The organism is Stappia sp. (genome assembly GCF_965276915.1).
Lineage (GTDB): Bacteria > Pseudomonadota > Alphaproteobacteria > Rhizobiales > Stappiaceae > Stappia.
On the sequence record NZ_OZ255709.1, the window covers coordinates 960,005 to 982,903 of the forward strand.

Genomic DNA, 22,899 nt, shown 5'->3' on the forward strand with positions numbered 1-22,899 from the left:
GTGGCCCTTCCAGGGATCAGAGCAGGTGGCGGAGCGGTTGCTCCATCCGGCCTGCGAATTCGGACAGGAGGGTGAGAGCGGCGTGCGCCGAGAGTTGCTCCGCGCCGCATTCGAAGGTGATCTCGAGGGCGTTGCCGGATCCCGTCAGTGTCAGCACCGGGGCCGCTTCCGGACCCATCGCGACACAGGCAACCGGGCCTTGGCGAAGGTCGCGCAGGATCAGGTCGGCTGTGTCGCCGACCTCTTCGACGAGACCGCCGCGAAGGGTCGGAAGGTCGGCATCGTGATAGTGGCGCCTGGCACCGAAGACCTCGACGGCGATGACGATGTTGTCGCGCGGCGTGTCTCCACTGCGACGCAGGGACGTGGCGGCGAGCCCGGCGAGCAGGGCGGCGGGATCGGTCACGCCATTCTCCCTTGCCCAGGAGGCAAAGGGCGAGAAACCGTCGAAGGCAAGCCGGGCGGTGGCCCGGCGCGCGGCCCGTCCCTCGGCGGCCGCTGCGGGACCAGCGGCGCAAAGTCGTTCGAGTTCTTCCAGATCCCGCGCATGGAACGGCTGGGAATGGCCCGCATCCGCGAGCTTTTCAAGCTCAAGACCACGCTCGAGCGCAAGCCGTCTCAACTTGGGAGAGGCGAGAATGCGCCCGCTTGCCGGCGGTGCCGGACGCCGCGCCGGTGGCGTCGCGACGGCACCCGCGCCCGTCGACGTCTGGCGGGTAGGGGATGTTTCGGTGGGGGAGGCGTGAACCGCCGAGGCCGCGTTCCAGGCTTGATCGACCGGGGTCTGCTGGCGGGCGACGCTGATGATTGCAACGGTCTCGCCGACCGGAACTTCGTCGCCGGCCTTCGCCAGGACCGCCGCGAGATACCCGGTGTGTCCGGCGGAAACTTCCACGGTGCTCTTGTCCGTTTCCACCTCGAAGAGAACGTCGTCGTTGGCAATGCTGTCGCCGGGTGCCTTGCGCCAGTTGACGATCAGCCCCTGATCCTGGGACATGCCAAGGGCGGGCATGATCACCTGCTCGCCTTCGGGAAGCGCGGTTCCGCTGCGTGGCTGTTGCTCCGCGGCCGCCTCTGCCTTCGGCGGGGCGTCCGTGGCGGGCGTTTCGCAAATGCGGGCGATTGCCGCGCCGACCGGTACGGCGTCTCCTTCCCCCGCGCTGACATCGGCAAGATAACCGGTTGCCTGCGCCTCGACCTCCATCGTCGCCTTGTCGGTCTCGACCTCGAACAGCGCCTCGCCTTCGGTCACGGCATCGCCGGCCTGCTTGATCCAGCGGACCAGCAGGCCGGTTTCCTGCGCCATTCCAAGAGCCGGCATGATCACCTCATGCGGCATGGATCATCTCCCCGGCGCAGAGCCGGCGCGCATTGCCGGCAACACGCTCGGCGGTCGGCACGGTGAGATCTTCCAGGGCAGGCGAGAACGGCACCGGCACATCCATCGCGCCCATCCGCAGCACAGGCGCGTCGAGATGGTAGAAGGCCTTCTCGTTGAGCCGCGAGGCGATCTCGGCCGTGACGCCATAGCTCTGGTGGCCTTCGTCGATGACGATGGCGCGGCTGGTCTTGCGCACGGAGGCAAGCAGCGTTTCCTCGTCCAGGGGGACGATGGTGCGCGGGTCGATGACCTCGGCCCGGATGCCGTCGCGGTCCAGCAGCGCGGCCGCCTGTTCGGCGACCTGGACCATCGACGAGGTCGCGATCAGCGTGATGTCGGAGCCCTGGCGCAGCACGTTGGCGACCCCGAAGGGGATCAGGTATTCCTCCTCGGGCACCGGGGCCTTGTCGTTATACATCAGCTTGTCTTCGAAGATGACGACGGGGTTGTTGTCGCGGATCGCCGTCTTCAGCAGCCCCTTGGCCTCGTAGGCAGAGGATGGCAGCGCAACCTTCAGTCCGGGAATATGCGCGACCAGCGCCTGCAGCGACTGCGAGTGCTGGGCGGCGGAGCGCCGGGTGGCGCCGAGGTTGGTGCGCAGCACCAGTGGCACGTTCAGCTTGCCGCCGGACATGTAGTGGATCTTGGCGGCCTGGTTGCAGAGCTGGTCCATGACCAGGAAGATGAAGTCGCCGAACATCAGGTCGACGATCGGACGCGCGCCGGTCATGGCGGCGCCCACGGCGATCCCCATGAAGCCCGGCTCCGCGATCGGTGTGTCGATGACCCGGTCCGTGCCGAATTCCTCGACAAGGCCGGAGAGCACCTTGAAGGGCGTGCCGGCCTCCGCCACGTCCTCGCCCAGGATGAAGGTGGTCGGGTCGCGCCGCATTTCCTCGGCAAGCGCTTCGTTGACGGCCTGGGACAGGGTGATTTCGCGCATGGTTGCTTCTCCCTCAGTCCGCGAAGACATGCTGGTCGACCTCGGTCGGGTCGGGGTATCGGGCGTTCAGCGCGTATTCGACGGCGGCCTTGGCATCGGCCTTGATGTCGTCGCGAACCCCCGCGAGCTCCTCTTCCGAGGCAATGCCCTCGCTGGTCAGCCAGTCGGCAAGACGGGTGATCGGATCGCGCTCGGTTTTCCAGAGCTTCTCCTCGTCCTTCGAGCGGTAGTAGTCGCGGTTGATGTCGCCGACATGGTGGCCGTGATAGCGGTAGGTCAGCAGTTCGACGAAGAACGGACCCTCGCCCTTGCGGCAGCGCGCGACGAGCTTCTGCGCCAGGTCGTTCACCGCAACCACGTCCTGCCCGTCCACCTGGAACGCCTCGATGCCAAACGCCTCGGCACGGCCGGTGATGGTGCCGGCGGCGATCTCGGCGGTCTTGGTGTATTCGGAGTAGCCGTTGTTCTCGCAGGCATAGATCACGGGAAGCTTCCACAGCGCCGCCATGTTCATGACCTCGTAGAGGAGACCCTGCGCGGTGGCACCGTCGCCGAAGAAGCAGACGGTGACATCGTCGGATCCCAGCAGCTTCGCCCGAAGGGCCGCCCCCGTCGCGATGCCCATGGAGCCGCCGACGATGGCGTTGGCACCCAGGTTGCCGTTCGACTGGTCGGCGATATGCATCGAACCGCCCTTGCCCCGGCAATAGCCTTCCTCGCGGCCGAGCAGTTCGCAGAACATCTCCCGGAAGTTCGCGCCCTTGGCCACGCAGTGGCCATGTCCGCGATGGGTGGAGGTGATCTTGTCGGACGTGGTCAGCGCCTCGCAGATGCCGACGGCGACGGCTTCCTCGCCGGAATACATATGCGTGAGGCCGGGCATCTTCGCCGACAGATAGAGCTGGTTGGCATTGTCCTCGAATGTCCGGATGCGGACCATCTGCCGATACATGCGCAGATAGTCGTCTGCATTCGATCCGGATTTCATCTTCTTCCTTGCGGAACTCATGGCATGTCTCGCGAAGCTGGTCCCGGCGCCGATGGCGGGCCGGACGGTTTGCGGGAGATCAATAGCGATTGGCGATCGGCAGGTCCTCGGCCGGGAACAGGGAGATGACCTCGCAGCCCTTGTCGGTGACCACGACCTCCTCCTCGATCCGTGCCGCCGAGTAGCCGTCGCTCGCCGGGCAGTAGGTCTCCAGCGCGAAGACCATGCCGGTCTGGATCTCCATCGGGTTGTCGAGGCTGACGGCGCGGCTGATGATCGGCCGCTCGTGCAGGGCCAGCCCGAGCCCGTGGCCGAACTGCAGGCCGAAGGCGGACAGCTCGTCGGGGAAGCCGAACTCCTCCGCCTTGGGCCAGAGCTTCGCCACCTGGTCGGTGGTCACGCCTGGCCGGATCGCCGCTATGGAGGCGTCGATCCACTCCCGGGCCTTCACATAGGCATCGTGCTGCGAGGGGGTCGCCCGGCCGATATTGAAGGTCCGATAGTAGCAGGTCCGGTAGCCCTGATAGCTCTGAAGGATGTCGAAGAAGGCCTGGTCGCCAGGCCGGAACAGGCGGTCGGTGAAGTTGTGCGGATGCGGGTTGCACCGCTCGCCGGAAATGGCGTTGATCGCCTCGACGTCGTCCGATCCCATCTCGTAGAGAAGCTTGTTCGACATGGCGACGATGTCGTTTTCGCGCACGCCCGGCTTCAGGTTCTCGTAGATCATGTGGTAGACGCCGTCGACCATGCTGGCCGCCTGGGTCAGCAACTGGATTTCGTCCCAGTTCTTGATCTCGCGCGCCGACAGCATGACCTGCTGGCCATCGACCACGTTGAGCCCTGCCTCCTGCAAGGCGTGGAACATGGCGGTCTCGGCATAGTCGACGCCAACCGGCTGGCCGGCCATGCCCGCATCGCGGATCAGGCCGGCGATTTCCTCGGCGTATTTCCGCATCAGTCCGAAGCTCGGGGGAATGGTCCCGCGCATGCCGACCACGCCGGCGCGGCAGTGGTCGGGCACCAGCCAGTCGGCATATTTGCGGTGGTGGACGGCGGCGGACCCGAAGTCCCAGACATAGGGCGCGTCGTCGCCGGTGAGCAGGCAGAAGCGGCACATCTTGTCCCGCTCCCACTCGCCGATCTTGGTGGCCGAGACGTAGCGGATATTGTTCACGTCGAAGAGCAGCAACGTGCCGCAGTCGCTCTTCTTCAGCGCCTCGCGGGTGCGGCTGAGACGATAGCGGCGCAGCCGGTCGTGATCGACACGGCGTTCGAAATCGACGGATGTGTGTCCCCAGGCCGGAAGACGACCCTCCCAGTTCCAGTTTGGATCGAGATCCTGCGGGGTCAGGATATTGGGTGTAAGGGCGCGTGACATGGCAGATACCTCTCGTCGGGCGCGTGTGGGCACGCACCGTGGGCAAAGCTGGAAATGGCTGGAGTGACGCGGAAAAGATCCGGCCTACTGCATGATCATGCCGCCATCGATCATGAGGAGCTGGCCGGTCATGTAGTCGCTCTCGTGGGAGCACAGGAACGCCGCGGTGCCCTTGACGTCGTCGGGGCCGGAGAGCTTCTTCATCAGGATCATCGTCTGCGCGAGATGGTCCATCGACTGGCCCTCCTTCTCGAACATGCCGATCTCGACGAGGTCCTTGTCGAGCTGCTCCCAGAGCTCGGTCTTGACAACGCCCGGCCCGTAGCCGTTGACCGTGATCTTGTGTTCCCACAGCGCCTTGGCGCCGCCGATGATCAGGGCGAGGGCGCAGTATTTCGAGCAGGAATAGGGAACGACGTCGAGAAAGGCGGTGCGCGAGACAATCGAACCCACATTGATGATCTTGTAGGGATGATCCTCCATCGGACCCTGTTCGATCATCCTCTTCGCCGCCTCCTGCATGCCGAACAGCATGCCCTTGGCGTTGATGTTCATGATCATGTCCCAGTTGTCCTCGTCGATATCGAGGAACATGCGCGGCTTGTTGACGCCGGCATTGTTGAGCATGATGTTGATCGACCCGAATTCCTCGGCGCAGGCGTTCACGGCGGCGGTGTGATCGGCCCGTCTGGTCACGTCCATCCGCAGCGCGATGGCCTTGCCGCCTCCGGCCGCGTTGATCCGGCGGGCGACATCCTGGACCCCGTCATGGTTGACGTCGCCAAGGCAGACATTCGCCCCTTGCGCGGCGAAATATTCCGCGTTGGCCGCGCCCATGCCCTGGGCGGCCCCCGTGATGACGATGTTCTTGCCCGCAAGACGATTGGGGTCCATGTCTTCCTCCCTAGGTAACCGGTTTTCGCATTGCCTGTTCGGCGCAGGCCTGCGCACGCGCGAGGGCGTCCTCGGGCGCGATCACGCCGCGCAGCATGTCGTGAAGTTCCTGGCCGCAGATCTGGATGATCTCCGGGATCTGAGGGATCGGCGGCCGTGGCCAGAACTGCAGCTCGTCGCGCCACGACATCTGGTCGACCAGTTCGAAGATCGGTGACAGGCTGCGGACTTCGGGATCCGCGCCGACCGAGTAGCGAGGCACCGTGCGGCTGCCGTTCTGGACGAACAGTTTCTGCGCCGCCGGCGCGGTGAAGGCGACGAGCGCGTCGACGGCCTCGGGGACGCGCTCGGGCGCGAGATTGGCCGGAATGCCGAGCACATAGCCGCCGACCGGGGCGATCGGGACGCCCTGCGGGCCGTGCGGATGGGGAACGTAGCCGGTGTTGCCATGCGCCGGGCAGGTGCTGTCCAGCTCGAAATAGGGAGCCAGCAGCGTGTAGCCATAGGCCATCGCGACCTTGCCCGCAGCATAGGGCCGGACCCTTTCATACCAGGACATCGACAGGATGTCCGGCGGCGAGAACTCCATCAGGGCCATCAGATATTCCGCCGCCTGGCGCCCGCGCGGCGTGTCGATGGTGGGGCGGATGTCGCTCCGCTCGAGATGATCGGCGTCGAACCCGCCGGCCATTTCGGGAATATTGATGATCGGCTGGCCGAAATCGGCGCAGGTCATCATGAAGGTATGGCCGAGAGCCGTGCCGCGCGCCGCGTTCCAGGCCACGCCGTAGCGCCCCTTGCGCGGGTCGTGCAGCCGCCGGGCGGCCTCGAGCACCTGCTCCGTGGTCACCGGCGCCGCAAGGCCTTCCTCGGCGAACCAGTCGCGGCGGTAGAACATCAGCTCCGGGGTGGTCTGGCTCGGAACGCCGTAAGGCTTGCCGTCCCAATGGGCGGCGCGCCAGCCGGCTGTATGAAAGTCGCTCGGATCGAGGCGGTTGACGTCCATCACCTCGCTCAAGGGCAGCAGCACGCCCTTCTTCACGAACTCCCCGATCCAGGGCAGGTCGACGGCGACAAGGTCATAGCGGCTTCTCGCCCGCGAGGCATTGCGCAGTGTTTCCTCGCGCAGCCTGTCGATCGAGAACGCACGCTGCCTGATATTCGTGCCGACGATCTGCTCGAACTGCCGCTTGAGCGTGTCCATCACCATGAAGGTCGGATCGCCATGCACCAGAATGCTGAGCCCGCCGGCCAGCTTCAGCGGCTGGGCGAGGGCCTGGGGTGGCGCGATCAGTGCTTGGCCTGCCTGGTAGGAGCCGCCGAAATAGTAGTCCGACGTGCTGCGCGCGGCACCCGGGATGCCGAAGCGTCGCATGGTGATGCGGTGAATGCGGTCGGCCACCCGGCTCCAGGTTTCCAGCGTCCGGGCCGCCGGATGCAGCGAGAAGCTCTTGCCGGTCTTGGTGCGGGGACGGTGCTCGATCAGGCCGGCGCGCTGTATGTCGGCAAGCTTGCGTGTCGCCGTCGCATAGGGCACGCCCGCCGCCGCGACCATCGAAGAGGCGGTAACGGCCCGCCCCTCCAGATGGCTGCGCATCAGGTGCAACATCATGTTCAGATACGGGTTGGGTGCGTTCGGTTCCAGGGCGGTGTCGATCTCGACGAGAAGCTCCTCGAGGAACCCGACCACGTCCTCGAGTTCGACCGTGTTCGGCGCCATGCGCTCGCTGCCGCCCGGGGGACGCGCGATTTGTCCGTGATGGACATTATGCAAGGTCTCGTGGATCATCCCGCCGCGCAGTTCGTCTGTTCCGGGGCGTTGCATCTGTCGCCGCCCGCCATTACCCGGTCCTGTCATGGCCGGCTCCTCCCAAGGCTGTCCGATTTGATATCCGGCAAGTATCGCGAAAATATCCGGAATGGATATCGGGATGTCCATTTCGGATATTTTCGCGGCTGCGATCGGCCGCTGTTCGTTGATGAATGGAAGGGGGTTGCGATGGGGAGATTCCCCGGCTGGGAGGACAGCGGCAATCTGTTCAAAAAAGATCGCAAGGGAGGAACATGCGATGGATTTCTCGAAAAAGGCCGGGCTGGCCCTGACAACCGCCTTGGCGGGCATGATCCTTGCCGGACCGGTCAGCGCCGAGAGCTGGACCGTCGGCATCACCCAGAACAATGTCGGCGTCGACAGCTACCAGACGACCTACGAGAAGGCTTTCGTCGCGGCGGCCGAGGCGAACCCCGACATCGATGTCGTGGTCCTGGATGCCGGCGGCGACGTGGCGCGCCAGATCGCCCAGATGGAGGACCTCATCCAGCAGCAGGTCGACGCCATCATCATCTGGCCGACCAATGGCGAGGCCGTGATCCCGGCTGTCCGGAAAGCGCATCAGGCGAAGATTCCGGTGGTCGTGACCAATTCGAACATCGCCGAAGCCGGGTTCGATTTCGTCACCTCCTTCTCCGGGCCGGACAACATCACGCAGGGCGCGCGCGCTGCGGAGATCATGTGCGATCGGTTCAAGGCGATGGGCACTGATAAGGAAGCACGGATCGTGCAGATATCCGGCCAGCCGGGCTATACGACGGCGATCGAACGCGCCAAGGGGTTCGAGGATCGCCTTCCGGAGGTCTGCCCGGACGTCACCCTGCTCGAGACCCAGCCCGGCGACTGGAACCGCGAGAAGTCCCAGCAAGTGATGGAGGCCTTCCTCGTCAAGTATGACGACATCGACGGTGTCTATTCCGGCGATGACAACATGGGTGTCGGCGCCCTGAACGCCGCCAGGGCGGCCGGGCGGAGCGGCGACATCGTGTTTGTCGGGGCGACCAACTTCGCCGTCGGCTACGAGGCGATGGCGGCCGGCGACTACTGGGGTTCGATCTACCAGTCTCCGGTGGACGATGCCGAGGCAGCACTGCAGACCGCTCTCGACATTCTCGGCGGCAAGGACGTGCCGTTCCTGAACTATTTCGACACGCCGAAGATCACCCAGGACAACATGGACAGCTTCACCAAGCCTGTCTTCTGAGTGTCCTGTCCGGCGCGCGCGGCTTTTCGCGTCCGCGTGTTGCCGAGGTGCTGCTTTCCTCATCCAGAATCCACTTTGAACGGGAGGAACACCATGGGCGGTGTTTCGGGCAGGGCCTGCATTGTCACCGGGGCCGCGCAAGGCATCGGCCGGGCAATCGGCGAGGCGCTTCTGGACGAGGGGGCTCATGTCTGCTTTGCCGATATCAACAAGGCTAGGCTTGCCGAGGTCGCCGGCGAAAACGAGGAACGCGCCGCCCGTGGCGGTGCCAGGATAACGCATTTCGCCGTCGACGTGACCGAGCGGGCGGAGGTGCGTGCCATGGTCGCCCACGCGGTCGGCGTGTTCGGCAGGCTTGACGTGAAGTTCAACAATGCCGGCGTCAACAAGCCGATGAATTTCCTCGATGTTACCGAGGAGAACTGGGATTTCATCATGCGGGTCAACGGTCTGGGATGCCTGATCGGCATGCAGGAAGCGGCCCGCCAGATGATCGCCCAGGGCACCGGTGGCAAGATCATCAACACCGCCTCGATCGCCAGCCGGCAGGGTTTCGGCAATGTTGCGCCCTATTGCGCGAGCAAGTCGGCGGTGGTCTCGCTGACGCAGTCCGGCGCGCGCGACCTCGCCAGGCACGGCATCACAGTCACCGCGTTCGCGCCCGGCGTGGTGGCGACGGAGATGTGGCGCGAGGTCGACCGCGACCTGATGGAAATCGGTGCCGCCACTCGGCCGGGCCAGGCGATGGAGGAGTTTGCCGCCGGCATCCTGCGTGGCCGGGTGGCAACCCCGGCGGACATCGTCGGGACGACCACGTTCCTCGCCTCGCGTGACAGCGACTACATGACCGGGCAGGTGGTGATGATTGACGGGGGCATGACTTTGATTTGAAAGGAATACCGGGATCTGAGAGGGATGCCGGCGCATCCACCGGGGAGGGTGGCGTGCGGAAAACTGCCGGCCCGGGCGGATGCCGCGGTTGGCCGAAGGGAGGAAACAATGTCACGTCCGTCGAAGGAAACGATCGGAGGCTTCCTGGCGCGCCAGGGAATTCTGGTCGCCTTTGTCATATTCATGATCGGGTTCACGCTCGCCAACGAGCGGTTCATCGCGGTCGACAACGTCCTTGGCGTGGTCCGCTCCTCGGCGATCCTCGGGGTGATGGCGCTTGGCGTCACCTTCGTGGTCATCAGCGGCAATCTCGACCTTTCGGTCGGCTCGATGATGTCCTTCTCGACGATTGTCGTGCTGGACCTGCATGACAAGCTGGGCCCGGATCTCGCCATCCCGGCCATGTTCGCGATGACCCTGTGCCTGGGCGCGCTGATCGGCTTCCTGGTCGGTTACCTGAAACTGAATTCCCTGATCGTCACGCTTGGCATGCTGTCCGCCATTCACGGGCTGACGCTGGCCTATTCGGGTGGCAAGAACATGGATATCGCGGACAAGTCCGCAACCTGGTTCAGCGTCTTCGGGCAGGACAGGCTTCTTGGGGTGCCGGTGCCCATCCTGATCTTCTTCCTGCTTGCGGCCCTCCTGAGCCTGCTGCTCGGAAAGACCCCCTTCGGGCGTAAGGTCTACGCGGTTGGCGGCAATCCGACGGCTGCCGCCTTTTCGGGCATTGCCCGCGCCCGGGTGGTCTTCTGCTGCTACCTGATTTCCTCCTTCTGTGTCGCGACAGCCGGTCTCATGCAGGCCAGCCGGTCGATGGGCAGCCAGAACACGGTGGGACAGGGGCTGGAGCTTGAGGTGCTTGCCGCCGTCATCCTCGGCGGCGCATCGCTGCTTGGCGGGGCCGGAACCGTGTTCAAGACGGTGATCGGCGTACTGATCCTCGGCTTCATCCAGAACGGACTGCTGCTCGTGGGGCTCGAGTTCTATGTCCAGTACGTCGTCACCTGGATCATCATCATCCTGGCGGTCTGGCTGGACATCGCGGCCAAGCGCGGCCGGCTCTGGTCACCCATCGCGTGAGGATTGGAACCATGGAACGGCTGAGTTTCAAAAAATACGCCAAGCATGGCGCGATCTGGGGCTTCATCGTGCTGGAGCTCGTCTTCTTCAGCATCGCCGGCGAATATCTCTCGTTGTCGCAGAAGGGCTTCATGGACGCGCAGAACATGCTCCTGCTCCTGAAGCAGTCGGCACCGATCGGCATCATCGCGCTCGGCATGACCGTCATCATGATCAACGGCAATATCGACCTCTCGGTCGGGGCCACCTTCGCGCTCTCGGCGATCGTGCTGCTCGACAGCATGAGCTGGCCGCTGTTCGCAGGCCTTGGCGACTGGGTCATTCCGGTTGCCTGGGCGCTCGCCCTGGTGAGCGGGCTGGTGCTCGGCGCGATCAACGGCCTCATCGTATGGAAGACCGGGGTGGACGCGTTCATCGTCACGCTGGGGGCGATGCTCGGCTATCGCGGCCTGGTCTTCATGTACAATGGCGAGCAGCCCACTTCGCATCTGAACTGGACGCTGGTCGACTTTACCGAGGCTCGCTTTCTCGGGCTGCACACCGCGACATGGTTCCTGCTCGCCGCGACAGTGGCGTTGTGGCTGGTGATGCGCTTCACCGTGCATGGCCGGAACGCCTATGCCATCGGCGACAATCGCGAGGCGGCCGTCAATGCCGGCATCCGCGTGGGTCCGCACATATTGATCAATTTCATGATCATGGGGTTGCTGGCGAGCCTTTCCGCCGTCGTTTTCTATTCCGGCAGCGGTTCGGTGAACCCCAATGACGGCCAGCTCTACGAGCTGTGGGCGATCACCGCCGTTGTACTTGGCGGAACGCGCCTGACCGGCGGCGCCGGATCGATCGTGTCGACCTTCGGCGGCGTCATCGCGATTCAGCTCCTGCGCAAGGGACTTGGCCATATCGGCGCCAACACCGAGACCGTGAACCTGGTGATCGGGCTGATCCTTGTCGCCGTGCTGTTTCTCGACAGGCAGTTGAATCGCAAGGGCCGGGAGGAGCTGAAGATATGAGCGACCTACATCCGGCCCTGCGTTTGGAGGGCATCGTCAAGACCTTTCCCGGAGTGCGCGCCCTCGACGGTGTCGGCTTTTCGGTTCGGCCCGGCGAGGTGCATGCCCTGATGGGGGAGAACGGCGCCGGCAAGTCCACCTTGATGAAGGTCCTGGGCGGTATCCATCAGCCTGACGAGGGCGAGATCCTGATCGGCGAGACGCCCACGGTGATGCGCTCGCCGCTCGAGGCGAAAGCCAAGGGGGTGGTGTTCATTCATCAGGAGCTGAGCCTGGCCGAGGAGCTGTCGGTCGCCGAGAATGTCTTCCTCGGCGAACTGCCCCGTCGGTCTTTCGGCCGGGTCGACTGGCCGAAGCTGAACGAGGACACCGCTCGCATCCTGGAGACGCTCCGGGTCGGTTTCACGCCGCGCACCCGCGTCGCGGACCTCTCCATCGCCAACAAGCAGATGGTGGAGATTGCGCGCGCGCTGACGGTGGATGCGAAAGTGGCGATCTTCGACGAACCCACCGCGTCGCTGACAGATGCAGAGAAGAGTGTCCTTTTCGATGTGATCGAGGGCCTGAAGGCGCGCGGTGTCGGGATCGTCTACATCTCCCATCGGATGGAGGAGATCTTCCGCATCACCGATCGTATCAGCGTGCTGCGCGACGGGCAGTATCGGGGCACTCTGGAGACGGCGGAGACCAGCGAGGACGAGATCACCCAGCTGATGATCGGCCGCAAGCTCGACCTCAGCCGCCGGCAGGCGCCGGCCGAACCGGGTGAAGTGGCGCTGGAGGTTCGTGGTCTCTCCTGCGGAGAGCTCTACCGGGATGTGAGCTTCGAGGTGCGTCGGGGCGAGGTCGTCGGCTTCTACGGGCTCGTCGGCGCGGGGCGCACGGAAATAGCCGAGACGCTGTTCGGTTTGCGGCAGCCGTCCGCGGGCAGGATCCTGCTCGACGGCGAGGAGGTGCGGATATCGTCTCCTTCCGATGCCATCGCCCGTGGCATTTCCCTCGTGCCGGAGGATCGCAAGGGCCAGGGGCTGGTGCTTGGCATGAACTGCCGGGACAACATGACCCTGCCCCAGGTCGGCGACCTGACGGCCGGACCTTTCGTGTCAGACGGAGCCGAGGTCGCGATCTTCGATCAGTATCGCGACAAGCTCGATATCCGCACGCCGGGCTGGAGGCAGACGGTCGGCAACCTGTCGGGCGGCAACCAGCAGAAGATCGTCATCGGCAAGTGGCTCTCGATGCATCCCGAAGTGCTGATCGTCGACGAACCGACGCGTGGCATCGACGTGGGCTCGAAATCGGAGATCCACAACCTGATCCGCGAACTTGCCGGCCATGGCTACGCCGTGATCGTCATCAGTTCCGAGATGCCTGAGGTGCTGCATGTCTCCGACCGGATCATTGCCATGTTCAGCGGCAGGATCATGCGGACCTTCTCCGCCGCGGAGGTGACCGAGGACAATCTCGTGCAGGCGATCTCGGGCATCGCGCCCGGCAAGGTGGCGTGATGCGGGTCGGTTTTGCCGGGCTGGGACGCATGGGCGAGCCGATGGCGCGCAATCTCGCGGCGGCCGGCCATGCTCTGACACTCTGGAACCGGACCCCGGAAAAGGCGGAAAGACTGGCGGCGGAGCTTGGTTGCGAGGCGGTGTCCCGCCCGGTCGATCTTACCGGCTCGTCGGATGTCGTCGTCACCATGCTGGCGGACGATGCGTCATCCGAGGCCGTGCATTTCGCTGCGCACGGGTTGTTCGCCGCGCCGGGGGCGAAGGTCTTCCTGGAAATGGGCACCATGAGCCCGGACCATGTTCGCAGGCTTGTCGAGGGCGCGTCCGGCGAGGCGCGCGTGATCGACGCACCGGTCTCGGGCGCCACGCAGGCAGCCGCCGCCGCGCAGCTGATGATCATGGCCGGCTGCGCCGCCGAGGAGGCGGAGCCTCTGTGGCCGGTGTTGGAGGCGCTGGGCCGGCGGACCATCTGTCTCGGTGAAAGGGGCGCTGGCGCCGCGATGAAGCTGGCCGTCAACTCGATGATCCACGGCCTCAACCAGAGCCTTGCCGAGGCCATGGCGCTCGCCGGGGCGGCCGGCATCGCGCCCGACATGGCGTTCGATGTGATCGAGGCATCGGCGGCGGCGGCTCCGATGCTGACCTATCGCCGGCCGCTCTACCTTCACGAGGCCGATCACGAGGTTACGTTCACGGTGGCGCTGGCGCGCAAGGACATGGAGACGGCGGTGGACCTGGCCAGCCGGCTCGGCGTGCCGATGCCGCAGGGCGCGGTTGCCCTGCGCATGCTGAAGCAGGCGGAGCAGGCCGGTCACGGTGCGCGCGACATGGCGGCGATGCTCTCCTGGATGCGAAAGGAACGAGGATGAGAGCGGCTCTCTTTGTCGGTGGCTGGGAGGGGCACGCCCCCACAGCCTTCGCCGACTGGTACAGGAAATTGCTGGAAGACAACGGGTTCGAGGTCGAGGTGTTCGATACGCTCGAGCCGCTGGAGCGGCCCGGGGACCTCGCCGGCCTCGATCTGATCACGCCGATCTGGTCGTCGGCGCGGTCCGGTCATCGCGAGGAATTCGGCAACATGACCAAGCTGCAGGAAGACGGCCTTTTGCAGCTTGTCGGCGACGGGTGCGGCATGGCCGGCTGGCACGGCCACATGGGCGATGCCTTCCGTGACCGGCCCACCTATCATTTCCTCATCGGTGGCCAGTTCGTTGCCCACCCGCCCGGCTGGCCGGACAACCTGCAGCCGGTCGAGGACTATATCGACTATGACGTGACCATCACCCGGCCGGCCGATCCGATCGTCGAGGGTATCCGCAGCTTCCGGCTGCGCTCGGAGCAGTATTACATGCTGGTCGATCCCTCCAACGAGGTGCTGGCGACCACGACGTTTTCCGGCGATCACCTGTGGTGGATCGAGGGCACGGTCATTCCGGTCGATCTGTGGGTGATGCTGGCGGCGGGAACGGCCGGCTACTTCCTCGAAAAGCTCAATGTGCCGCTCGCCCCGATCATTCTCGGCATGATTCTCGGCCCGATGGCCGAGCAAAGCGTTCGCCGCGCCCTTCTGCTCAGCCGCGGAGATCCTCTGGAGCTCCTGACACGTCCGATTTCCGCCACCCTCGCCATCGCGACGCTCGGCATGATCCTCTGGCCGCTCGTCAAGGCGTTCCGGCGGCGACGGCGCGGCTGAAACAGCCCGCGACTGGCCGGACGATGTTGACCCTGCGGTTCATTCGTTCGTCAGGTTGCCGTCTCGCAGGCGCGGGAAATAGTCGTCCTTGCCGATCTGGCCGCCTTTCAGGATGAGCTCGACAGGTGCGGCGTCCGGCGCCGCGCCATGACCGAGGCAGACCGGCGAGCCGGGACTGTCCGGGATCGGGTGGCGCAGCGTCAGGGCCTGGATGTCGAGCGCGGCAAGCGCGTGGCTCGAGGTGTCGCCGCCGGCGATCGCGATGCGCCCGAGCCGGTGGCGCGACATCAGCGCGCCGAGCATTGCGCCGAGCGCATGCCCCGCCGCATCGTCATTGCCGGTCCTGCCCTGCTCTCCCTCGCCCGGCATCCGCTCGGGCGGGCCGAGCGCGGTATGGATGATCGGGCTCAGACCGGCCTCGAGCACGCGCGATGCCTCCTCTACGGCCCTGTCGCAGGCGGCTTCGCGGCCCTGGCCCGTGACGAGCGCGGCATGATCGACGGGGATGCCGCGAAACCCGTTGGCGCAGGCGGTCTCGATCTGCCTTGCGGTGGTGGGAGAGCAGCTCCCCGAAACGACGGCCATGCGCCCGCACGGCGTGAGCGGATCGAAGGTCCGCCGACCGACATCCAGTCCCTCCGCGCGCCATGCCTCGACAAGCGCGTACTCGACGCCCGACGAGCCGAAGACCAGCGGGCCGCTTTCCGGTTGCCGGCGTGCCAGCGCGGCGCCCGCCCGGCGCTGGCTGGCCTCGTCGTGGACATCGATCAGCACGATGCGCGCATCCTCGCCATCTTTCGGGGAAACGACCGGCTCGACCGGGCTGTCGAGGCGCGAGGAGAGGCCCGTCTGCGCGGCGAGGTGAACCAGCAGGTCCGCTTCCCGCATCGGCGTTGCCGGATGGCGCGACATGACCGGATGGCGGTCGATGCGGTGGATCTCGTCGCGGTAGCCGGCGAAAAGCTGGCCGAGGAACGTGTAGCGGCGCAGTTGCGGGGCGCCGACGACGAGGGGAACCTGTGCCTGGCCGAACGCCCGCAGCCCGATCTCGATCGCCCGGCCAATGGACCCGCGCTGCGGCGCGCTGTCGAAGGTCGAGCAGACCTTGTAGTGGCAGAAGCGGGCTCCGAGCGACTTCAGCCAGGCAAAGGCGGCGGGAAGGTTGCCGTCCATCCAGTCCGGCGAGCGACTGCGGCTGGTGCCGGCAAGGCCGACGGCCCGGCAATGGGCAAAGCGCGCCAGAAGTTCCGCGTCAGGCAGCCGGGTGAAAAGGACCGTCTCGATGCCGTGCGAGGACAGTGCTTCCATGACGTCCGTCGAGCCGGTGAAATCGTCGCCATAGTAGGAGATGAGCGGTGCGGCCGGCATCAGCGCTTGTCCTGGAAAAGGGCGAGTGCCGCGGCGAGTTCCGGGTGGTTTTTCGCATGCTCGTCGATGGCGATGCCGGCCATGGCGGCCTCGGCCGCCTGTCGCAGGCTGGCGACGCCCCCCGCGACGCCGAGCGGATGGCCCATGATGCCGCCGCCGGCGCAATAGAGAAAATCGGGTGTCCCAAGGGTGCGGTAGGTCGGCTCCACCTGCGCGGCCGTCTGGCCGGAGGAAAAGACGGGGAGACAGGAAAACGGGGTCTCCTGTCCGAACAGCGGCATGCCCACGGCACGGGCCGAAGCCATGACCGAGGCGTCGCCTTCGGAGAACTTGTTGGCCAGCCCGTTCACATGCAGGTGGTCGGCGCCCGCAATGCGCCAGAATTTCTGCCAGGCCTCATAGGAGATGCCGATGTCGGGGGAGCGGGAGAACAGTCCCCAGCCGTTGCGATGACAATGCAGCGGCAGGCTGGCGTGCCGCCGGATCGCGCCGAGCCCTGCAAGGCCGACCGAATGCAGGCTCACCATGATGCATGTGCCGCCCGCGGCAACCACGTTATCGGCGCGGCGTTTCATCTCGTCGACCTCGCCGGTGATGTTGAAGGCGACCATGGCCTTGCGTCCGGTGCGTTGGGCATTGTCGTTGACGACGCGCATCACCGCATCGACCCTGGCCTCGAACGGGCAGTTGGGCCCGTCGGCCTGCAACTCGTCATCCTTGATGAAGTCGATGCCGCCGGCCACCAGTTCGCCGACGACCGCGGCCGTCTCGTCCGGCGACAGTCCGACACTCGGCTTGATGATGGTGCCGATCATCGGCCGGTCGTGGACGCCGGCAAGGCGCCGTGTTCCGGCGACGCCGAAGGCGGGGCCGGCATAGGCACGGGAGAAGCTTTCGGGAAAGGTGACGTCCAGCAGCCTCAGGGCCGAAACCTCGGCCAGTTCGAAGAGGTTTCCGGCAACGGTGGCGAGCGCGTTGGTCAGCGACGGTCCGATATTGTCGACCGGCCAGGACAGCAGCAGTTCTCCCCGCCGATAGAGGGAGCCTGTTGTCCTGCAGGGCAGAGAGGGGGTCGGCGAACTGCCGGTCTCGACGATCTCCTCGACCCGCGCGCCGGCGCGGTCGCGCAAGGTGTCGGTCTCCCCGGGAAGACGCATGAACGTCCCGCAGGATTGCTCGCCGGCGATCGTCTCGGCCACCCGGGCAAGCGGCACGGGACTTTCGACATCGTAACGGGCGTAGAGGCGTTCCATCGGGGTCTCGCTTTGCAGGCGGGTATCGGTCACCCGCGGGCGCATCCTTGCGCGCGGCGGCAGACGGTTCCAGTGCGAATAGCGTTATCATCTCATCATACCAGTTGACAACATGATGGTTGACCGCTTTGATCCTTCCGAACAGGAGAGCGACAATGAAGATTGCACTGCTTGGAGCCGGTGGGAAAATGGGCGTCCGCCTTGCCACCAACCTGAAGGGAGCTCCCTACGAGGTTGCGCATGTGGAGATCGGCGAGGTCGGCCGCGCGCGCCTGCATGCGGCGCTCGGGGTCGAGTGTGTGGAGACCGGCGAGGCGCTTGCCGGCGCGGGCGCCGTGATCCTTGCCGTGCCGGACACGGCGATCCAGGCGGTCGCGGCCTCGGTGGTGCCCGGGCTTGCTCCCGGCACCATCGTCATGGCGCTCGACGCGGCCGCTCCCTTTGCCGGTCATTTCCCCGAGCGCGCGGATGTCACCTATTTCGTTTCCCATCCCTGCCACCCGCCGATCTTCAACGACGAGACCGAGCTTGCCGGCCGCCGCGACCATTTCGGCGGCGTTGCGGCGCGGCAGTCCATCGTCAGCGCCCTGATGCAGGGACCGGAAGAGCATTTCGCGATCGGCGAGGCGATTGCCCGCACGATCTACGGACCGATCCTGCGCTCGCACCGCGTCACGGTCGAGCAGATGGCCCTGCTTGAGCCCGGCCTGTCGGAAACGGTCTGCGCGACCCTGCTCGTCGTCATGAAGGACGCGATGGACGAGGTCGTGCGCCGCGGCGTCGATCCGGTCGCCGCCCGGGATTTCCTGCTCGGCCATCTCAACATCCTGGGCGCGGTGGTGATGGGCGAGATCGACGGAGCCTTCTCGGACGCCTGCAACAAGGCGATCGTCAACGGCAAGCCCCGGTTGATGCGCGAGGACTGGCTCGGCGTGTTCGAGCCGCAGGAGATCGCCGAAAGCATCAGGGCCATTACCTGAGGTGCCGGACCTGAGGTGGCGGGTTCCGCACGCCGCGTGGATATGGCAGCGGCTTGACGCCGTTGCTATAGGTGGGGCGGGATCCGGGCAAAGGAAGGCGCCATGCGCAAGCTGAACACAATCGACGGCGAGGGAGACAGGATCGTCCGGCGCAAGCTCTCGGAGCAGGTCCTGGAGCGCTTGCTCGACATGATCACGCGCCGCGAGATCGCACCGGGCGAACCGATGCCCTCCGAGCGCGACCTGATGGACCGTTTTGGTGTTGGCCGCCCGGCGGTGCGCGAGGCGCTACAGTCTCTCGACACGATGGGCTTGATCAGCATTTCCCACGGGGAGCGGGCCCGCGTCAGCGCTCTGACGGCCGATACCGTGATTCGCCAGATCGACGGCGTTGCCCAGCTGCTGCTTTCCGCCTCGCCGGACAACCTGGAGCACCTGAAACAGGCGCGGCGGTTCTTCGAGACGGGCATGGTGCGGCTCGCCGCCGCGAATGCGACGTCCGGCGACATTGCGGAACTGCGCGCCCTGGTCGACCGGCAGCGCGAAAGCCTCGGCGACGCCGACGCGTTCATCGCCGCCGACGTCGCCTTCCATCGGCGCGTCGCCGCGCTTTCGGGAAACCCGATCTTTGCCGCCATCAGCGGCGCGATGCTCAACTGGCTGTTCAACTATCACGCGGAGATGCTGCTGTGGTCGGGCGCCGAGCACAAGACGCTGGCCGAGCACGCCACCATCGTCGACCGGCTGGCGACCGGCGACGGCCAGGGGGCCGCGGCCGCGATGGAGGACCATCTCGATCGCACGGATGCGCTCTACCGCCACAAGGACTGATCCACCGGACAGGCGGAACTTGTAAACAGAATTGACTCATTCAGGTGCGTCGCACATTCTCTCGCCATATGGCGATGCCTGTCGGCATCGTCCGACGCTTCCCCACACGAGAGTATCCGCCATGCTTGACAGGACTTCCGTCACCGCCTTCGGTCATGTGATCGACGGCCAGGTCACCGATCGCGCCACGAAAGAGGGGATCGACGTCCTCGACCCGTCGACGGGGCGCGTCTTCGCCCGGCTGCCGCGCGGCACAGCCGCCGATGTCGACAGGGCTGTCGCCGCCGCGCGCGCGGCCTTCGAGGGGGACTGGGGTGCCATGTCGGCGCTGGAGCGCGGCCGCATCCTGATGCGCCTGTCGGCCCTGATCCTCGAGCATGCCGCCGAACTGGCCGAACTCGAATGTCTCGACACGGGCAAGCCGATGACCCAGGCGCGCAACGATATCGCCGCCACGGCCCGCTATTTCGAATATTACGGTTCCGCCGCCGACAAGCATCACGGCGAGACCATTCCCTACACCAGGGGCATGACGGTGATGGCGCTGCGGGTGCCGCACGGGGTCACCGGCCACATCATCCCGTGGAACTATCCCGCGCAGATCTTCGGTCGCTCGGTCGGCGGCGCGCTGGCCGCCGGCAATGCCTGCGTGGTCAAGCCGGCCGAGGACGCTTGCCTGACTCCGTTGCGGATGGCCGAACTGGCGCTGGAAGCCGGACTGCCGGCGGGTGCGCTGAACGTCGTCTGCGGACTGGGCACCGAGGCGGGCGCCGCGCTCGCGGGGCACGTCGGGATCAACCACATCTCCTTCACAGGCTCGCCGCAGACCGGCACGGCGGTGGCGAAGGCGGCGGCGGAAAACCACGTCCCGGTGACGCTGGAGCTTGGCGGAAAATCACCGCAGATCCTCTTTGCCGACGCGGATCTGGACGAGGCGCTGCCGGTGGTCGTCAATGCCATCGTCCAGAATGCCGGCCAGACCTGCGCCGCCGGCAGTCGCGTCCTGATCGAGCGGTCGATCTATGGCGAGGTGATGAAGCGCCTTGCCGAACGCTTCGCCGCGCTGAAGGTTGGCGCCGGCATCGACGATCCCGATTGCGGTCCCATCGTCAGCGCCCGGCAGTTGCGGCGGGTGAGCGAACTGGTCGACGCAGCGCTTGCCGATGGTGCGAAGGTGGTGGCGACGGCCCGGATGGATGCGGCCGCGCCCGAGGGCGGTTTCTACTATCCGCCGATGCTTCTCGACGGCGCCGCACCCGAGAGCCGGCTGGCGCAGGACGAGATCTTCGGCCCTGTTCTCGCGGCGTTTCCCTTCGAGGATGAGGCCGAGGCGATCCGTCTTGCCAATGCAACGCCATACGGATTGACGGCGTCGGTCTGGACGCGCGACGGCGGCCGGCAGATGCGCTGTGCCCATGCGATCGAGGCCGGCCAGGTCTTCATCAACAATTACGGCGCGGGCGGGGGGATCGAACTGCCCTTCGGCGGCATGAAGCGCTCCGGCTACGGGCGGGAGAAGGCCTTCGAGGGCATGATCAGCTTCACCACCATCAAGACGGTTGTGCTGAAGCACGGCTGACGGTGTTTGGCGGCAAGGGGGGCGCCCGGGGCGTCCTCCTGTCGCATCCGGACCCGTTCGAATGTCAGAAATCCGGCTGGCTGGTCAGCATGCGCGTGCGGGCATGCTCGATATGGTTGCGCATCGCCCGTTTCGCCTTGTTGGCGGCGCCGGCCTCGATGTGGCGGAAAATGTCCTCATGCTCCGCCTGCACCGCCTCGGCCCGCACCAGCGGCTGGAATTTCACCAGGAAACGCATCAGGGTCACCGAGCGGGTGACGTCGTATTCCAGCGATTTCAGGGTGCTGACGATGCGCGGGTTGCAGGTGGCGATCGCCACCGCCTCATGAAACGCATAGTCGTGATAATGCATGATGGCGTTCTTGTGCAGCGCCTCGGAGAACCGGTCGAGAGCTCCGCGCAGGCGCTCGATATCGGCCGGCCCGCGCCGCCTGGCGGCGAGATAGGCGGCTTCCGGCTCGATCAGCAGCCGCAGTTCTATGCCGTTGAGCAGGTCGCCGATGCGCTGCAGGGCCTCGCGGTCGCTGTCGCCCGCGACATCCGCGCCCTGCGCGCCCATGGCGTTCTGGACGAAGTTCCCCGATCCGCGCACGGAGGTGATCAGCCCGTCCTCGCGCAGCTTGTCGAGCGCCTCGCGCAGCACCGGGCGCGACACGTCGAACTCGCCCGCGAGCATGTTCTCCGACGGCAGTTTGGTGCCGGCGGCGATCATGCCCGTCACGATCGCATGAAACAGATTCTCGTAGACCCGGTCGGCGAGCCGCTCGGCCTTGCTCTGCTGGAGATCGGCGAAAGCGAAATCCGCCGACCGCGGTGGTGGCGCGACCTTGTCCATGCCTCGTTTTATTGGCGAAAGCTCTCGCTGCGTCAATATCGCCACCTGTTCTGCGGGTCGCCGGGAGGCCGCTTCGCTCGTCCGCTGGAGCGACCTTCTGGGAATTATCTTATAATCATCATACCAGTTAGGCAAAAGTTGTAAAACGTATTGACTGGATGTCTGTTCGCATACACACTCCGCCGCCGGTGCAGGAGACACCAGGGAGGATATCGCTATGTTTCGTTTCCGCAGTTTCGCAGCCGTCTCGACCGTTGCCGTCTCGTTCGCGCTTGGCGGCGCGGCCTCGGCCCAGACCGTTTTGAACTTCGCGCATTCCACGGCGCAGAATTCCCACTACAGCATGGGCGTGCAGGCCTTCGGCAAGACGCTCTCCGAACTCAGCAATGGCAAGTTCGAGATCCGCGAGCAGGCTGCCGGCGCGCTCGGCGGCGAGCGCGACGTGATCGAGGGGCTGCAGATCGGCTCCGTCGAACTCACCATTTCCTCGACCGGCCCGCTCGGCAACTTCGTGCCCGAGGCGCTGGTTCTCGACCTGCCGTTCCTGTTCAAGGACTATGACGCGGCCCGCTCGATCCTCGACGGCGAGATCGGCCAGGAGCTTCTCGCCAAGGTCAGCGAGAACAATCTCGTCGCCCTTGCCTGGTCCGAGAACGGGTTCCGTCATGTCACCAATTCCAGGGGCCCGATCAACACGCCCGCCGATCTCGAGGGCCTGAAGATCCGCACGATGGAAAACCAGGTGCACATGGAAGCCTTCCGCGCGGCCGGCGCCTCGCCGACGCCGATGGCTTTCCCGGAGGTCTTTGCCGCCCTTCAGCAGCATGTGATCGACGGTCAGGAAAACCCGATCCCGGTCATCACCGCTTCGAAGTTCTGGGAAGTGCAGGACAACCTGACGCTGACCGGCCATGTCTACTCGCCGGCGATCATCCTTGCCGCGCCGAGCCTGTGGGACGGCCTCTCCGACGAGGAGAAGGGCTGGTTCCGCGAGGCCGCCACGGCGGCGGTCGCGGCCACCCGCGCCAAGGTCGAGGCGGACGAGGCCAATGGCGTCGCGCTCCTGCGCAAGAACGGCATGAAGGTGATCGAGAAGGTCGACCAGGCGGCGTTCCAGAAGGCGGTCAGCCCGGCTTACGAGACGTTTGTCTCCAAGTATGGCGACGAGATGCTGAAGCGCATTCAGGCCGCCCAGTAACAAGGCCCGCCTCACGGCATCCCCGGGGTGGCCGCTTGCGGCCGTCCC

19 protein-coding genes and 1 pseudogene are annotated in these 22,899 nt (G+C 65.7%); 11 read left to right on the forward strand and 9 right to left on the reverse strand.

Annotation, left to right across the window (positions count from 1 at the left end; genetic code table 11):
- Positions 1-16: 16 nt before the first annotated feature.
- The 6 genes from ACQY46_RS04455 to ACQY46_RS04480 all read right to left on the reverse strand — a co-directional run bounded on the left by ACQY46_RS04455 (position 17) and on the right by ACQY46_RS04480 (position 7,442).
- A complete protein-coding gene (locus tag ACQY46_RS04455; protein WP_428699089.1) occupies positions 17-1,339 on the reverse strand; it encodes a biotin/lipoyl-containing protein in 1,323 nt (440 codons plus the stop codon).
- Positions 1,329-2,324 carry an alpha-ketoacid dehydrogenase subunit beta gene (locus ACQY46_RS04460; RefSeq protein WP_428699090.1) on the reverse strand — a complete coding sequence of 332 codons (996 nt, stop codon included), beginning with the start codon at positions 2,322-2,324 and terminating at the stop codon, positions 1,329-1,331. Before ACQY46_RS04460 ends, ACQY46_RS04455 begins: the two co-directional genes overlap by 11 nt.
- Positions 2,325-2,337: 13 nt before the next feature.
- A complete protein-coding gene (locus ACQY46_RS04465) occupies positions 2,338-3,333 on the reverse strand; it encodes a thiamine pyrophosphate-dependent dehydrogenase E1 component subunit alpha (protein ID WP_428699091.1) in 996 nt (331 codons plus the stop codon).
- Between the two features lie 58 nt (positions 3,334-3,391).
- Positions 3,392-4,690 (reverse strand): M24 family metallopeptidase, encoded by a 1,299-nt coding sequence (locus tag ACQY46_RS04470; RefSeq protein WP_428699092.1) that lies wholly within the window; start codon positions 4,688-4,690, stop codon positions 3,392-3,394.
- An 84-nt stretch (positions 4,691-4,774) separates the two neighbouring features.
- Entirely contained in the window at positions 4,775-5,584 is an 810-nt protein-coding gene (locus ACQY46_RS04475; protein WP_428699093.1) for an SDR family NAD(P)-dependent oxidoreductase, read from the reverse strand.
- Between the two features lie 10 nt (positions 5,585-5,594).
- Positions 5,595-7,442, reverse strand: coding sequence for an extracellular solute-binding protein (locus ACQY46_RS04480; RefSeq protein WP_428699094.1), 1,848 nt, complete (start codon positions 7,440-7,442; stop codon positions 5,595-5,597).
- A gap of 211 nt (positions 7,443-7,653) precedes the next feature.
- On the opposite strand from ACQY46_RS04480, the gene ACQY46_RS04485 reads away from it, so the two are divergent.
- From ACQY46_RS04485 to ACQY46_RS04515, 7 genes and pseudogenes are all read left to right on the forward strand, one after another.
- A complete protein-coding gene (locus tag ACQY46_RS04485; RefSeq protein WP_428699095.1) occupies positions 7,654-8,619 on the forward strand; it encodes a sugar ABC transporter substrate-binding protein in 966 nt (321 codons plus the stop codon).
- Positions 8,620-8,712: 93 nt separating this feature from the next.
- Entirely contained in the window at positions 8,713-9,510 is a 798-nt protein-coding gene (locus tag ACQY46_RS04490) for an SDR family NAD(P)-dependent oxidoreductase (protein WP_428699096.1), read from the forward strand.
- A gap of 108 nt (positions 9,511-9,618) precedes the next feature.
- Positions 9,619-10,593 carry an ABC transporter permease gene (locus ACQY46_RS04495; RefSeq protein ID WP_428699097.1) on the forward strand — a complete coding sequence of 325 codons (975 nt, stop codon included), beginning with the start codon at positions 9,619-9,621 and terminating at the stop codon, positions 10,591-10,593.
- 11 nt (positions 10,594-10,604) lie between these two features.
- Entirely contained in the window at positions 10,605-11,606 is a 1,002-nt protein-coding gene (locus ACQY46_RS04500; protein ID WP_428699098.1) for an ABC transporter permease, read from the forward strand.
- Positions 11,603-13,114 carry a sugar ABC transporter ATP-binding protein gene (locus ACQY46_RS04505; protein ID WP_428699099.1) on the forward strand — a complete coding sequence of 504 codons (1,512 nt, stop codon included), beginning with the start codon at positions 11,603-11,605 and terminating at the stop codon, positions 13,112-13,114. Before ACQY46_RS04500 ends, ACQY46_RS04505 begins: the two co-directional genes overlap by 4 nt.
- Positions 13,114-13,983 carry an NAD(P)-dependent oxidoreductase gene (locus ACQY46_RS04510; RefSeq protein ID WP_428699100.1) on the forward strand — a complete coding sequence of 290 codons (870 nt, stop codon included), beginning with the start codon at positions 13,114-13,116 and terminating at the stop codon, positions 13,981-13,983. The genes ACQY46_RS04505 and ACQY46_RS04510 overlap by 1 nt, the downstream gene beginning before the upstream one ends.
- Positions 13,980-14,552: pseudogene (locus ACQY46_RS04515) on the forward strand (ThuA domain-containing protein); the annotation flags it as partial. The gene ACQY46_RS04510 and the pseudogene ACQY46_RS04515, both read left to right, overlap by 4 nt.
- A gap of 294 nt (positions 14,553-14,846) precedes the next feature.
- Here the strand turns inward: ACQY46_RS04515 and ACQY46_RS04520 are convergent.
- Together ACQY46_RS04520 and ACQY46_RS04525 are read right to left on the reverse strand one after the other, a co-directional pair.
- Positions 14,847-16,175, reverse strand: coding sequence for a four-carbon acid sugar kinase family protein (locus ACQY46_RS04520; RefSeq protein WP_428699101.1), 1,329 nt, complete (start codon positions 16,173-16,175; stop codon positions 14,847-14,849).
- The gene (locus tag ACQY46_RS04525; protein WP_428699102.1) at positions 16,175-17,461 is read right to left on the reverse strand and encodes a ribulose-bisphosphate carboxylase large subunit family protein; all 1,287 of its coding nucleotides are present in this window, start codon (positions 17,459-17,461) and stop codon (positions 16,175-16,177) included. Before ACQY46_RS04525 ends, ACQY46_RS04520 begins: the two co-directional genes overlap by 1 nt.
- 122 nt (positions 17,462-17,583) lie before the next feature.
- Between ACQY46_RS04525 and ACQY46_RS04530 the strand changes: the two genes are divergently transcribed.
- The 3 genes from ACQY46_RS04530 to ACQY46_RS04540 all read left to right on the forward strand — a co-directional run bounded on the left by ACQY46_RS04530 (position 17,584) and on the right by ACQY46_RS04540 (position 20,818).
- The gene (locus ACQY46_RS04530; protein WP_428699103.1) at positions 17,584-18,408 is read left to right on the forward strand and encodes a phosphogluconate dehydrogenase C-terminal domain-containing protein; all 825 of its coding nucleotides are present in this window, start codon (positions 17,584-17,586) and stop codon (positions 18,406-18,408) included.
- A 102-nt stretch (positions 18,409-18,510) separates the two neighbouring features.
- A complete protein-coding gene (locus tag ACQY46_RS04535) occupies positions 18,511-19,239 on the forward strand; it encodes a transcriptional regulator NanR (RefSeq protein WP_428699104.1) in 729 nt (242 codons plus the stop codon).
- Between the two features lie 121 nt (positions 19,240-19,360).
- Positions 19,361-20,818 (forward strand): aldehyde dehydrogenase family protein, encoded by a 1,458-nt coding sequence (locus ACQY46_RS04540; protein WP_428699105.1) that lies wholly within the window; start codon positions 19,361-19,363, stop codon positions 20,816-20,818.
- 64 nt (positions 20,819-20,882) lie between these two features.
- Here ACQY46_RS04540 and ACQY46_RS04545 read toward each other — a convergent pair whose 3' ends face one another.
- Positions 20,883-21,653 (reverse strand): FadR/GntR family transcriptional regulator, encoded by a 771-nt coding sequence (locus ACQY46_RS04545; protein WP_428699106.1) that lies wholly within the window; start codon positions 21,651-21,653, stop codon positions 20,883-20,885.
- A 217-nt stretch (positions 21,654-21,870) separates the two neighbouring features.
- On the opposite strand from ACQY46_RS04545, the gene ACQY46_RS04550 reads away from it, so the two are divergent.
- Positions 21,871-22,851 (forward strand): TRAP transporter substrate-binding protein, encoded by a 981-nt coding sequence (locus tag ACQY46_RS04550; protein WP_428699107.1) that lies wholly within the window; start codon positions 21,871-21,873, stop codon positions 22,849-22,851.
- Positions 22,852-22,899: the final 48 nt, after the last annotated feature.